Origin of the sequence: Nocardia vulneris, from assembly GCF_001613425.1 — a bacterium.
Lineage (GTDB): Bacteria > Actinomycetota > Actinomycetes > Mycobacteriales > Mycobacteriaceae > Nocardia > Nocardia vulneris.
In genome coordinates this window covers 14,175-27,335 of record NZ_BDCI01000008.1, presented here as the reverse complement: position 1 = coordinate 27,335, position 13,161 = coordinate 14,175, and the positions used below count along the sequence as shown (strand labels likewise).

The following is a 13,161-nucleotide window of genomic DNA, read 5'->3' as shown; positions in this document are numbered from 1 at the left end:
CTTTCGCGATGTCCGAGTCACCGACCAGCGGCCACCTCCGCGGTGGTCTGGTCGGTGTGCTGGTCGCCGTGCTCGCGATCGCCGCGCACGGCGTCGCCGGTGGCGGCCTGCCGGGTTCGGCGGAGTCGGCGCTGGTGCTGCTGGCGGCCGCGGTAGCCGGTTGCGCGGCAGCGAGACTCGCGGCCGGGCCCACCGCCATGCTCACGCTGCTCGGCCTCGGGCAGCTCGTGAGTCATCTCGCGTTGTCCGGCCTGATCGGCCACGAACACACCACCGCGCCGACCGCGGTCCCCGTGCTGCCCACCGGGTGGATGCTCGGCGCGCACGCGGTGGCCACCGTCGGCTGCGCCGCGCTGATCACGACGGCAGAGCGGCTCTACGCCGCGGTCTCCGGCGCGGTGCGCACGGTGCTCGCCACACCGCGCCCGGTGCGTGTCGCGGGCCCGGCGCACTGGTCCAATCCTGGTCTCCCGCACTATCACTGCACTCCGAACGGGGCGATCGGCCCGCGCGCGCCACCGGTGCCCGCCTGACCCGCCGCACCACTCCCCCTCGGACAGAAAGACCTCCCATGTACCGTTCGATTTCGCGCGCCACCGGCACCGCCGCTGCCGCCGCCACGTTCGCGCTGCTGGCCTGCGGTAGCGCCGCCGCGCACGTCACCGTCGACGCGCCGGGCGCCCAGCAGGGCTCCTACGCGGTGGCCACCTTCCGGGTGCCCACCGAATCCGAGACCGCGAGCACCACCGCGCTCACCGTCACCGTGCCCAACCTGAAAAGCGCACGCACCGAACCGATTCCGGGCTGGTCGGCCAAGGTCGAGAAGAACGAGAAGGCCGAGATCACCGCGATCACCTGGACCGCGGAGCCGGGTAACCCGGGCGTCGGCCCCGGCCAGTTCCAGCGTTTCGCCGTCTCGGTCGGGCCGCTGCCGAAGCAGGAGACCGTCAGCTTCCCGACCAAGCAGACCTACAGCGACGGCAAGGTCGTCGCGTGGGATCAGCCCGCGGGCAAAGACGGTGCCGAACCCGAACATCCGGCGCCGTCGCTCACCCTGGCCAAGGGCAAGGCGACCGATGATCACAGCGTCGACACCGCCGGCGCGGACCGTCCCGCCGACGACACCGACAACACCGCGCGCTGGCTCGGCGGCATCGGGCTGGCGCTGGGCCTGCTCGGCGTCGCGCTCGGCCTCGGCAACGTGATCCGGGCACGGCAGTCGTGACCCGCCGGCTGCTCACCGCGCTCGTCGCGGGACTGTTCCTGCTCGGATTCGGCCTGGCCGCAACGGGAACCGCGGCCGCGCATTCCGCCCCGACCGGCAGCGTGCCGGAGGACGGCGCGACGATCGAGGTGGGTCCCGCGCGGGCCAGCATCACCTTCAACGAGGCGTTGCAGCCCAACTATCCGTCGCTCACCGTGGTCGGGCCGGACGGCAACCTGTGGTCCAAGGGCGAGCCGACGGTCGAGGGCAACACCGTCAGCGTGCCGGTGGGCGAACTCGGCCCGGCCGGGGTGTACACCGTCGCCTACCGGGTGACCTCCGCCGACGGCCATCCGGTCAGCGGCAAGCGGCAGTTCACGCTCAGCAAGGCGGGCAACGGTGTCCCCGGGCCCAAACCCGGTGCCAAGAACGGTAATTCGGACGAGGAGGATTCCGGCGGCGTACCGCTGTGGGTCTTCATCGTCGGCGCCGTCGTGCTGTTCGGCGGCGGGCTCGCGTTCGCCCTGTTCGGCGGCAGGAGCCGGAAAACACGACAGTGACCGGTAAGACGATCGGCGGCGGCGCCCGGCGGGACACCGCGGGCGCGCCGTGGCCGGTGCTGTTGATCGTCCCGGCCGGGCTGCTCGGCGTGCTGCTCGCCTGGGCGCTGAGCCTGCCCGCCGGGTTCGCCGCGCAATCGGTGGCCCGGGTGCTCGCCGACGGCGCGGGCGCGGTGGTGCTCGGCCTCGCGGCGCTGCCCCGGGTGCACGCGAAGTTGTCGCCGCCGTGGCGCCTGCTCGCCGTGCTCGCCGGATTCTGGTGCGGCACCGAGTTCGCGGTGCTGGTGGCCGAGGCGGCCGAGGTGCTCGGCGTGCCGGTCGACGGGCTCGGCGCGGGGCCGTTCGGCGACTACCTGCTCGACGTGAGCGGCGGCCAGGTCGGCATCGCGATCCTGATCGGCGCGGGCGCGATCGCCGGCTACGCGGCGCTGGCCTTCCGGCGGACCGATATCGCCGCGCCGGACCTGGTGCTCGTCTTCGCGGCGGTCACGCTGGCGCTGCGCCCGATCACCGGGCACATGTCCCAGCACGCGTTCGGTTCGGTACTCGCCGCGGTGCACGCACTGGCCGCGGCGGCCTGGTTCGGGCTGCTGGTCGCGCTCGCGCTGGTGGTGCGTACCCGCGGCACGTGGGCCGTTGCGCTGCCCCGGTATTCGGCCATGGCACTGCCGCTGGTCGTGCTCGTCGCGGTGACCGGGCTGTTGAACGGGCTGCTCAAGGTCGGTGGGATCACGCCGTTCTTCGACACCGGCTACGGCCGCATTCTGCTCGCGAAAACCGTGGTGCTGCTCGGTCTGCTCGGCCTGGGCTGGTGGTGGCGGCGCAGCTGGGTGGGCCGGGCCGCCGACCACCGGGTGACCGCCGATGCCTCGCTGCGCCGGGCGGTCCTCGAGGTCGTCGTGATGGCCCTCGCCTTCGGCCTCGCCGCCACCCTCGCGGTCACCGCCTGACCCCGGTCCTGACCGGACGACCGAGAGCAGAACCGGTTACTGTTCGGGCATGACCGAAGTGAAGATCGTCGAGGACTGTGCCGCGTCGGCGGAATCCGCGTTCGCGTACATCGACGACTACCAGAACCTGCCGCGCTTTCTGCACGGCATCCAGTCCTTCACCCCGGTCGGCACGCAGACGACCGGGGTCGGCGCGGCCTTCGACGGGCACATCAAACTCGGCCCCGCCTCGCTGAAATCGCGGATCGAGGTGGTGCGCTGGGAGGAGAACAAGGTCATCGCGGTGAAGTCGATCAAGGGCTTCGAGATCGAATCGACCTTCCTGTTCCATCCCCAGGGCGACGCACGGTGCACCGTCGACGCGATCGTCGACTACCGGGTGCCCGGCGGACTGGCCGGACGCGCGCTCGGCAAGACCATCGAACCGTTCGTGAAGATCGCGGTGCAGCACACCACGCACAACCTGATCACCCAGATCGCCGCCTTCCACGCCGCCCGCGCCGGCGAATCGGATCAGCCGGTGCGTTGAGCGCGCCTGCCCGAATCCGGCGACCCAGCAACCTAGCGGTGACCAAGGCCACAGGCATAGCCTGAAGGTATGAAAACCCCCACGATGCGGCAGCGGATCGCCTACGATCTCGGCCGCGAGCTCCCCGGGGAGCTGCACGAGTGGGTCATCCACGACCTCGTCGGACACGGGGCCATGGAGCGCTATCTCGTCCGGTTTCTCGGCCCCGTTATCCCGTTCTTCGCGCTGGTCCTGCTCTTTCCGGGACCGATGGCGCTCAAGCTCGGGTTGATCGTGATGATGATCGTGCCGCTGGTCATCTTCACCGTCGCGCTCAGCTACGTCTGGCGCCGCTTCCGCCTCGTCCAGCACGGACTGAACCCCGAACTGGCCGATCGCGCCAAATTCTCCGAACACGATCGCGAGATGTACGAATTGCACTACGGACACCGTTAGCGCCCCCGGCACACCGGGAGCGAATCCCGCTGCGGCCGCCTTTAAGCTGAGCGCGTGACCGAATCCCAGGACTTTGTTGCCACTGCCGACCTGGCCGACGAGATCGGCCCCGAGATCCGCAGCTGCGACACGCAGTTCATCCAGTTCGGTGGCCGCGCGGCCTTCGCAGGCCGGATCACCACCATCCGCTGCTTCCAGGACAACCTGTTGGTCAAGCAGACCCTCGGCGAACCCGGGCAGGGCAAGGTGCTGGTGGTCGACGGCGGCGCGAGCGTGCACACCGCGCTGGTCGGCGACATCATCGCCGGGCGCGGCGTGGACAACGGCTGGGCAGGCGTGATCGTCAACGGCGCGGTGCGCGACTCGGCGATCCTGCGCACCCTCGACATCGGGGTGAAGGCGCTCGGCACCAACCCGCGCAAGAGCACCCAGACCGGCACGGGCGATCGCGACGTCCCCGTCGAATTCGGCGGAGTCACTTTCGTTCCCGGTGACATGCTCTACAGCGATCACGACGGCGTCGTCGTGCGCGCCGAAGACTGAACGAGCAGCTCAGACCGATACGCGCGCCTTGTGCCCGGCGAGGGCGACGACGTCGCCGATCTGTAGCTGGCGACCGCGGCGCAGTTCCACCTCGTCGTTGACCCGGACCAGGCCGGAGGCGATCACCGTCTTCGCCTCGGAGCCGGATTCGATCAGGTTGGCCAGCTTGAGGAACTGACCTAGCCGAATAACTTCGTCATCGATCGGTACGTCGACTGGTTCTGACATGGGTTACATCCTTACCTTGCACCCGAAATCGGTAAACGCCAGCCCCCGTGCCGGCCGTGGACACGCGTGTGCGACTCGCCGATAACCGACATGCCCGGTAGGTCTTCGAGCACCCGGACGGCGGCACCGTACACACTGGTTCCGTGACCACCACGCAAGCCCGGCAACACCTGATCGAACCGCCAGCCGACAGACCGACCCCACCCGTGCCGCATCGCGGGCACGGCAGGCTGGCCGAGGTCCCGCATATCGCGGGTCTAGTGCTCGGGGTGTTCGCGGTCGCGTGTTTCCTCTGGAGCCTCTCGCCCACCCTGCGCTATCTCACGCAGGTGCCCCGGCACTACATCGACAACTACTACTTCGATGCGCCGGACACGAACCTGATGTGGGCGCTGATCGTCGGCCTGCTCGCCGGGGCGCTGGCCAGCCGGAAGCGGATCGCGTGGTGGCTGCTGCTCGGTTACGTGTCGCTGTACGCCTTGGCCGAGGGCCTGGATTTCGCGGACACCGGCGACGTCAACGCGCTGGTGGCGATGATCGTGCACCTCGCGGTGATCGGCATGCTGGTCGCGGCGTGGCGCGAGTTCTACACGAAGGTGCGCCGCGGCGCGGGCTGGAAGGCGCTGGGTGTGCTCGCCGGCGGCCTGACGGTCGGCTTCCTGCTCGGCTGGGGTCTGGTCGAGTTGTTCCCGGGATCGCTGCCGCAGGGCGCGCAGCGGCCCGGCTGGGCGCTGTACCGGGTGACCGCCGCGGTGCTGGTGGACAACGAACGCTTCGACGGGCATCCGCGCCCGTTCGTGAACTTCCTGCTCGGTCTGTTCGGCGCGATCGCGCTGCTGGCCGCGGTGATCATCCTGCTGCGCTCCCAGCGCGCGGCGAACGCGATGACCGGCACCGACGAATCCGCGATCCGCGGCCTGCTGGAACGCTCCGACGTCGAGGATTCGCTCGGCTACTTCGCGACCCGCCGGGACAAGGCAGTGGTGTTCGCGCCCAGCGGCAAGGCGGCCCTCACCTATCGGGTCGAGCTGGGCGTCTGCCTGGCCAGCGGCGACCCGGTCGGCATCCGCGAGGCCTGGCCGCAGGCGATCGACGCCTGGCTGCGGCTGGCCGACCAATTCGGCTGGGCGCCCGCGGTGATGGGCGCGAGCGAACTCGGCGCGACGGCCTACCAGCGCGCGGGCCTCTCGGTCATCCGGCTCGGCGACGAAGCCATCCTGGACACCAGGACGTTCTCGCTGGCGGGCCCGGAAATGAAACCGGTGCGCCAGGCCGCGAATCGATTGCGCAAGCACGGCATCACCGTGCGCATCCGGCGGCACCGCGATATTCCGGCCGAGGAGTTCCGCGCCGTGATCGCGCGCGCCGACGCCTGGCGCGACACCGAGACCGAGCGTGGTTTCTCGATGGCGCTCGGCCGGCTCGGCGATCCACTGGACGCCGACTGCCTTTTGGTCGAAGCGGTGAACGGACAGGATCGCGTGCTGGGCATGCTGTCGCTGGTCCCGTGGGGTCGCACCGGCGTCTCGCTGGAGCTGATGCGCCGCGACCCGAACGGCCCGAACGGCGTGATGGAGCTGATGATCTCGCAGCTCGCACTGAACTCCGAACAGCACGGCGTCACCAAGATCTCGTTGAACTTCGCCGTGTTCCGCTCGGTGTTCGAAGAGGGCGGGCGGATCGGCGCCGGACCGGTACTGCGCATGTGGCGCGGTGTGCTGCTGTTCTTTTCGCGCTGGTGGCAGTTGGAGGCGCTGTACCGCTCCAACGTGAAATACCAACCGCATTGGGTACCAAGGTTTTTCCTGTTCGAGGAGCGCAGGCAACTGCCGCGGGTCGCGGTGGCCAGCGCGCTCGCCGAAGGCTTCCTGCCGCGGTTCGGGAAAGAACCGGACACGATCACCCACACCGGCTCGCACAGCGCGGCCCCCGCGAGCATGACCGGCCTGCACGCCGACGGCAGCCCGCCCGACCTCGACCAGGTCCAGGGGCAGGAACTGCTGCCGCGCCGGCCCGAACAGGTGCGGGTGCGGATGGACAAGCTGGACCGGCTCACCGCCTCCGGCGTCGAGGCGTACCCGGTCGCCTACCCGCCGACCCACAGCGTCGCGGGCGCCCGGCAGTCGCCGCGCGGCACCACGGTCCGGGTGTGCGGCAGGCTGCTGCGCATCCGCGACTACGGCGGCGTGATCTTCGCCGTGCTGCGCGACTGGACCGACGACATCCAACTGGTGATCGATCGGGACCGGGTCGGCGCCGAACGCAGCGCCGAATTCACCGAATACTTCGACCTCGGTGACCTGATCGAGGTCAGCGGGCAGATCGGCCGCAGCCGCCGCGGCGAGCTCTCGCTGCTCGCGGCGGACTGGCGGATGCTCGGCAAATGCCTGCATCCGTTGCCGGACAAGTGGAAAGGCCTGTCCGATCCCGAAGCGCGGGTCCGGCAGCGCTACGTCGACATGGCGATCAACGCCGAGACCCGCGAGGTGCTCGCCAAACGCAGCGCGGTGGTCCGTTCACTGCGTGACACGTTCAACGGCTGGGGTTACCTCGAGGTGGAGACCCCGATCCTGCAGCAGGTGCACGGCGGAGCCAACGCCACCCCGTTCCTCACCCACATCAACGCCTACGACCTCGATCTGTACCTGCGGATCGCGCCCGAGCTGTACCTGAAGCGGCTCTGCGTCGGCGGCATGGAGAAGGTCTTCGAGATCGGGCGCACCTTCCGCAACGAGGGCGTCGACTTCAGCCACAATCCCGAGTTCACCATCCTCGAGGCCTACGAGGCGCACAGCGACTACGAGCGGATGATGCACGCCGCCCGCGAACTCATCCAGAACGCCGCGGTCGCGGCCAACGGTGCGATGGTGGCGTTGCGGCCGCAGGACGACGGCTCGTTCGAACAGGTCGACATCTCCGGCGACTGGGCGGTCAAGACGGTGCACGGCGCGGTATCCGAGGCGCTCGGCACCGAGATCACCCCGGCCACCGAGGTCGAGCTGCTGCGCGAACTGTGCGACAAGGCCGAGGTGCCGTATCAGCACGGCTGGGACGCGGGCCAGGTGGTGCTGGAAATGTACGAGCACCTGGTCGAGGCGCGCACCGAGGCGCCGACCTTCTACATCGACTTCCCCACCTCGGTGTCCCCGCTGACCCGCGCGCACCGCAGCATCGCGGGCGTCACCGAACGCTGGGACCTGGTCGCCTGGGGCGTCGAACTCGGCACCGCCTACAGCGAACTCACCGATCCGGTGGAGCAGCGGCGCCGGCTCACCGAGCAATCCATGCTCGCCGCCAATGGCGATCCGGAGGCGATGGAACTCGACGAGGACTTCCTGCAGGCGCTCGAGCACGCGATGCCGCCGACCGGCGGGCTCGGGCTCGGCGTCGACCGGGTGGTCATGCTGATCACGGGACGCAGCATCCGCGAGACACTCCCGTTCCCGCTGGTGAAACCGCGCTGATTCGGCGAACGGAACCCAGCGGACGAATCGGACAGCTACCCTTGAGAATTCGAACCGGAGCGGCCGAGAACCTTCGGCCCGGGAGGGGACCGTGACACGAAATGGGGTTCAGATATGTACCTTGACCTGCTGACCAATATGGCTCTGGTGGACCACAGCGTCTGGGCGAGCCCGGAGGTGCTCGAGCTCGCGGCCCGCAAGAAGAAGCGCAGCAGCGGCGGCCTGATCTTCGGCGGCATCTGCTGCCTGCTCGTGGTCGCCCTCATCGTCCTCGGCATCTACCTGCTGATGAAGCGCAAGAAGCAACAGTAGTTCCAGACCGCCGAACGGCCCGGTTCGTGGGGTGCGAACCGGGCCGTTCGCCGTCTACCGGCGTTCCCCTAGAACCGTTCGATATCCGACAGATCAATGTCGATGTCGAAGGGGACGGTGAGCTTCAGGCGGTCGTGATGAATGCCGGTGAGCGCGTACGCCTTTGTCGCAGGATCGACTTCGTAGACGTACACCACTGGGCGATCGTCGATGTTCTCGACTCTCCAGAAGTGGGCAATCCCGGCTTGCGCGTAGAGCTGAGGCTTGCGTTCCCGATCGCGGGTGCGCGATTCCGCCGAGACCACTTCGATTGCCAGCACTACGTCTTCGGCTCTGTAGGTGGTCAGATCGGGGCCTCCGTCACGATCAGCGCGAACCACGATCACGTCCGGCTCAGGACGTTGATCTGGCCCCAGCGTGACTGTCATCTCACGACGAATCCGAAAGTGCGCAGGTACTTGGGCGTACAGGGCAAAGTTGAGCATGTTGATGACAAGCATGTGGAACTTGGCCTGCGGACTCACGAAGATCAGACTCCCGTCGATCAACTCTGTGTGTGGTGGAAGGTTGGGCAGGCGGTCCAGATCTTCGGCAACGAACCCGCCAGGCGGCGGGAACAGCCACTGCGGAATCCGCTCGTCGGTCATGACACCGAGTATGGCACCGGTCATGACGGCGAGTATGGCACCAGCAGTGATGTCCGGGATGCATCATCGACTGCCACGACACTGCCAAGCCCGGCCAGGGCGGCGGGTGTGGGTCCGATGGGGCAGAGTGGGGCTGTGCAGTTGATTCTTGTTCGTCATGGGCAGCCGGTGCGGGTCGTGAATGCGGTGGGGGCGGCTGATCCTGAGCTGGCGGCGGTCGGGGTGGAGCAGGCGGAGCGGGTGCCGGCGGCGCTGAGTCAGCATCGGGTGGCGCGGGTGGTGAGCAGTCCGCAACGGCGGGCGCGCGACACCGCGGGGCCGACGGCGGCGAAGCTGGGGCTCGACGTCGAGGTGATCGACGATCTGGCCGAATACGATCGGGATCTGCCCGCCTACATTCCGATCGAGGACGCCAAGGTCGAGTTCCGCGCGGTCTACGAGCAGATCAAGGCCGGGCACTTTCCGCCGCAGATCGACGGGACCGCGTTCAAGTCCCGGGTGCTGGACACGGTCGCCGAGATCGCGGCCGCCACCGACCCGGCCGACACCGTGCTCGCCTTCACCCACGGCGGCGTGATCAACGTGCTGCTGCAGCAGATACTCGGCCTGGAACGGCCGTTGACCTTCCCGATCGACTACTGCTCGATCACCCGAATCCTGTTCTCCCGCAATGGCCGTCGCACCGCAGCGACGATCAACGAGAACGGGCACGTGTGGGATCTGCTGCCGCGCAACATCAAGTCCTGATTGTCGGGTTCACAGCCGATTGGCAGGGACGTCACACTCGCACCCCAGCGACGGAACCTTGGATGGGACCAGTGAGCCGCCACCAGCGGCTCATGGTCCGAGAGAAAGGAATTCCGTTGCTCAGCAGAACATCGACGCCGCTGCGCCGCCGGGTCACCCGGGTCGCGGTGGCAGGGGTACTGATCGCCCTACCGCTCGGCGCGCTCGCCGCGACCGCTTCGGCCGAAACGCCGGACCCCGCGGCCATCCAGCTGACCCAGGCCGACCCGGAAGGCACCGATATCAGCGCGCATCCGCGCGGCGGACCCGGGTGGCTGCCCGGCGGCGATCAGGGCGGGCCGCGGGTGGAACACCGGGACGGGCCGGGACGGCACGGCCCCGGTGCCGGTCCGCGCAGCTACCAGGACGATCCCGGTCCGCGGATCCTGCATGTCCGCCCACCGAGCGGTTCCGCGGGCAGCAGCTGATCTGCGCGTAGTCCCGCGACGACGAAGGCCCACCTCCGCGACGGAGGTGGGCCTTCGTTCAGCTGCCGTGGTTCAGGCCATGCCCGCGATCCAGTTGTGCATCCAGGACGTGGCGGTCTGCCCGCCGCCGACCGGGTAGCTGCCGTACAGCGTGTGCGCCTGCGACTTGTAGAACCGCTCCAGGTCTTTGGCGCGCTGCTCGTTCGCCGATTCGGTGAGCTGGGCTTGCAGCGCGGGCACGCCGCCGTGCGCGAACAGGTCGGTCATGATGTTGCCCGCCTCGATCTGGTACCGCCACATGTTGGCCGGGTTCATATCCGAGGCCTGCGCCATGAAGCCCGCGAACCGGGTGACGAAATCGTCCGGCGCGGTCGCGCAGTACAGGTCGTCGAGCGCGCAGATGGTGCGGGTGCGATCGCTCAGCCAGCCGAAGCCGCCGACCCGGGGGCCGCCGGCGCCTGCGCCGGGCGCGGGCGCGCCGACCTGGACGTCGGTGGGCGAGCGGCGCGGATCGGAGATCAGGCCGACGCCCGCGATCCGGTCGGCCGGCACGGGGCCGAGCCCGGTACCGATCTCGGCGGCGAGGTCGCCCGCCGCGTCCGCGCCCTGGCTGTAGCCGACGAGCGCGATCTTGGTGGCGCCGCAGGACTTCGCCATATCGGTGATCAGGCCGCGCGCGCGGTCGGTGGCTTCCTTCTTCGAATTGCCGTAAACCTCACCCTCCCAAGGGAAGGCGGTCGCGGCGTAGGTCACGTAGTCGACGTCGGCGGAGCTCGGCAGGTTCCGCGTGACACCGGCGAGCATGCCGGGCTGCGGCTTCTTGTCCTTGCCGGTTTCCCAGGTGCCGGGGATCGCCACCACGTACAGGCTGGGGCAACCCGGGTCGGCACTCACCGATCCGCTGCCGAACACCAAGCCGGACAATACCGTCGCGGATGCACCGAGAGCCGCGACAACCTTCTTCACCTGCATACCGCTCCAGTCCAAACCAATGCCCGCCCTGGGCATCCCGACAAGTTGCGCACCAATGCTGGACCGCAGGAGTGACTTTCCAGTGCACGCTGGGTTAACTCGAGCCACCCGGCGATCCGAACGCTGCTGTCCGGCCAAACCCACATCCCAAGATCAGCAACGTGCCGGGATCACAATAAAGGTCGCGAGCGCCCGGCGCCATCCCGACCCGCGTCCGATGTCCGATTTCCGTCCGATGCCCAAACCCGCAGCTCCGCACCACATCCCGGCACCAAACGCCCTGATCAGCCGGTAATCCCTTACTGGCACATGTCTGCAACCGGTCAGCAATCAGCAGACCGACCGCACCGACCACCGATGTGAACGCACACAGACCGGTGTCGATCACGCGCGTTCGAAGGCCCGGGAACCGCAGGCGAGCTACCTCCCAGAGAATCATCGCGCGGTGCGTTGCGCGGCGACGCCGAACGTCCGGCGTCGAATTCCGCAAATGCGTGTGTCGCGGCACAGTACCGCGACGACGCAAAGAACAAAGGCGTCTGCGGACCGAAGTCCACAGACGCCTTTTCCGCTCCGGTAAGAGAGGGGTTCAGATCATCGCTGGGCGACCATGGTGGGGGTGATCGGGGCGGGAAGCGCCGTCTCACCCTCCAGGAAGCGGTCCACCGCGGCGGCCGCGGCGCGACCCTCCGCGATGGCCCAGACGATGAGGGACTGGCCGCGGCCCATATCGCCAGCGACGAACACGCCGGGGATGTTGGTCGACCAGCCCTTGTCGCGCTGGACGTTGCCGCGCTGGTCGTAGCCGACGCCGAGTTCTTCGAGCAGGCCGCGCTTTTCGGGTCCGGTGAAGCCCATGGCGAGCAGCACGAGATCGGCCTCGAGGGTGAAGTCGGTGCCGTCGACCTTCTCGAACCGGCCGTTGACCATCGTCACTTCGTGCGCCTGCAGGCCGGTGACCTTGCCGTCTTCGCCGACGAAACGCTCGGTGTTGACGGAGAACACCCGCTCGCCGCCCTCCTCGTGCGCCGAGGACACCCGGTACATGAGCGGGTAGGTCGGCCACGGGGTGGAGGAGGCTCGCTCCTCCGGCGGGCGCGGCATGATCTCGAACTGGTGGATGCTCTCGGCGCCCTGCCGGTGCGAGGTGCCGAGGCAGTCGGCACCGGTGTCACCGCCACCGATGATGACGACCTTCTTGCCCTTCGCGTGGATGGGCGGCAGGCCGTCGGCATCGGTGACGTCGTCGCCCAGCTGCACCCGATTGGCCCACGGCAGGAATTCCATGGCCTGATGGATGCCGTCCAGCTCGCGTCCGGGGATCGGCAGGTCGCGCGCGATGGTCGCGCCGCCGGCCAGCACGATCGAGTCGAACTGCTCGCGCAGCTGCTCGGCGGTGATGTCGACGCCGACGTTCACGCCGGTCTTGAAGATGGTGCCCTCGGCCTCCATCTGCGCCATCCGGCGGTCGATGAAGCGCTTCTCCATCTTGAATTCCGGGATGCCGTAGCGCAGCAGGCCGCCGATGCGGTCGGCCCGCTCGAACACGGTCACGGTGTGGCCGGCACGGGTGAGCTGCTGGGCCGCGGCGAGTCCCGCGGGACCGGAGCCGACGACCGCGATCCGCTTACCGGTCAACCGGGTCGGGTAGACCGGGGTCACCCAGCCCTCGTCGAAGGCGTTCTCGATCAGGTCGACCTCGACCTGCTTGATGGTGACCGGATCCTGGTTGATGCCGAGGACGCAGGACGCCTCACACGGCGCCGGGCACAGCCGCCCGGTGAACTCGGGGAAGTTGTTGGTGGCGTGCAGCCGATCGATACCCTCGCGCCACTGCCCCTTGTAGACCAGGTCGTTCCACTCGGGAATCAGGTTGCCGAGCGGGCAACCGTTGTGGCAGAACGGGATACCGCAGTCCATGCACCGGCTGGCCTGACGCTGCAGGGTCTCCTTCGGATAACCCTCCTCGTAGACCTCTTTCCAGTCCATCAACCGCAGCGGCACCGGACGACGCGTCGGCAGTTCCCGCTTGGTGTGCTTCAAAAAACCTTGTGCGTCAGCCACGTTCGGCCTCCGTAATCTTGCCTGTGGACAGGGGACTCA

At 68.5% G+C, this 13,161-nt stretch carries 15 protein-coding genes; 11 read left to right on the top strand and 4 right to left on the bottom strand.

All coding sequences use genetic code 11. The annotated features are described in order from the left end of the window. The first annotated feature begins 8 nt into the window (after window positions 1–8). From NVU01S_RS11395 to rraA, 7 genes are all read left to right on the top strand, one after another. Window positions 9–533 carry a hypothetical protein gene (locus NVU01S_RS11395; RefSeq protein WP_052280923.1) on the top strand — a complete coding sequence of 175 codons (525 nt, stop codon included), beginning with the start codon at window positions 9–11 and terminating at the stop codon, window positions 531–533. Between the two features lie 38 nt (window positions 534–571). Then, complete coding sequence (locus tag NVU01S_RS11390; RefSeq protein WP_043675574.1) at window positions 572–1,225, top strand: YcnI family copper-binding membrane protein; 654 nt, start codon at window positions 572–574, stop codon at window positions 1,223–1,225. Continuing rightward, entirely contained in the window at window positions 1,222–1,764 is a 543-nt protein-coding gene (locus NVU01S_RS11385; RefSeq protein ID WP_175068886.1) for a copper resistance CopC family protein, read from the top strand. Before NVU01S_RS11390 ends, NVU01S_RS11385 begins: the two co-directional genes overlap by 4 nt. Continuing rightward, on the top strand, window positions 1,761–2,714 hold the full coding sequence (locus NVU01S_RS11380; RefSeq protein ID WP_052280922.1) for a CopD family protein: 954 nt from the start codon (window positions 1,761–1,763) through the stop codon (window positions 2,712–2,714). The genes NVU01S_RS11385 and NVU01S_RS11380 overlap by 4 nt, the downstream gene beginning before the upstream one ends. A 49-nt stretch (window positions 2,715–2,763) precedes the next feature. Further along, window positions 2,764–3,243, top strand: a complete 480-nt coding sequence (locus tag NVU01S_RS11375) for an SRPBCC family protein (protein WP_042262384.1) — start codon at window positions 2,764–2,766, stop codon at window positions 3,241–3,243. 69 nt (window positions 3,244–3,312) lie between these two features. Next, window positions 3,313–3,678: a DUF5313 family protein gene (locus tag NVU01S_RS11370; RefSeq protein ID WP_041562316.1), complete on the top strand. Its 366-nt coding sequence runs from the start codon at window positions 3,313–3,315 to the stop codon at window positions 3,676–3,678. A gap of 54 nt (window positions 3,679–3,732) precedes the next feature. Then, entirely contained in the window at window positions 3,733–4,221 is a 489-nt protein-coding gene (gene rraA, locus NVU01S_RS11365; RefSeq protein ID WP_014980888.1) for a ribonuclease E activity regulator RraA, read from the top strand. A gap of 9 nt (window positions 4,222–4,230) precedes the next feature. Here the strand turns inward: rraA and NVU01S_RS11360 are convergent, their stop codons facing one another. Continuing rightward, window positions 4,231–4,449, bottom strand: coding sequence for an RNA-binding S4 domain-containing protein (locus NVU01S_RS11360; protein WP_014980887.1), 219 nt, complete (start codon window positions 4,447–4,449; stop codon window positions 4,231–4,233). A gap of 143 nt (window positions 4,450–4,592) precedes the next feature. Here NVU01S_RS11360 and lysX point away from each other — a divergent pair, with 143 nt between their 5' ends. Both lysX and NVU01S_RS11350 read left to right on the top strand, forming a co-directional pair. Further along, entirely contained in the window at window positions 4,593–7,913 is a 3,321-nt protein-coding gene (gene lysX, locus NVU01S_RS11355; RefSeq protein ID WP_043675567.1) for a bifunctional lysylphosphatidylglycerol synthetase/lysine--tRNA ligase LysX, read from the top strand. Window positions 7,914–8,027: 114 nt separating this feature from the next. After that, entirely contained in the window at window positions 8,028–8,225 is a 198-nt protein-coding gene (locus NVU01S_RS11350; protein WP_043675563.1) for a hypothetical protein, read from the top strand. A 68-nt stretch (window positions 8,226–8,293) separates the two neighbouring features. On the opposite strand, the gene NVU01S_RS11345 is transcribed toward NVU01S_RS11350, so the two are convergent. Next, complete coding sequence (locus tag NVU01S_RS11345; RefSeq protein ID WP_043675638.1) at window positions 8,294–8,872, bottom strand: Uma2 family endonuclease; 579 nt, start codon at window positions 8,870–8,872, stop codon at window positions 8,294–8,296. Between the two features lie 135 nt (window positions 8,873–9,007). Between NVU01S_RS11345 and NVU01S_RS11340 the strand changes: the two genes are divergently transcribed. Both NVU01S_RS11340 and NVU01S_RS11335 read left to right on the top strand, forming a co-directional pair. Beyond that, entirely contained in the window at window positions 9,008–9,619 is a 612-nt protein-coding gene (locus NVU01S_RS11340) for a histidine phosphatase family protein (RefSeq protein WP_043675562.1), read from the top strand. A gap of 116 nt (window positions 9,620–9,735) precedes the next feature. Beyond that, window positions 9,736–10,086, top strand: coding sequence for a hypothetical protein (locus NVU01S_RS11335; RefSeq protein WP_156161734.1), 351 nt, complete (start codon window positions 9,736–9,738; stop codon window positions 10,084–10,086). Between the two features lie 72 nt (window positions 10,087–10,158). Here the strand turns inward: NVU01S_RS11335 and NVU01S_RS11330 are convergent, their stop codons facing one another. Next, entirely contained in the window at window positions 10,159–11,058 is a 900-nt protein-coding gene (locus tag NVU01S_RS11330) for a cutinase family protein (protein ID WP_081869240.1), read from the bottom strand. A gap of 594 nt (window positions 11,059–11,652) precedes the next feature. Next, window positions 11,653–13,122 (bottom strand): glutamate synthase subunit beta, encoded by a 1,470-nt coding sequence (locus NVU01S_RS11325; RefSeq protein WP_043675556.1) that lies wholly within the window; start codon window positions 13,120–13,122, stop codon window positions 11,653–11,655. Window positions 13,123–13,161: the final 39 nt, after the last annotated feature.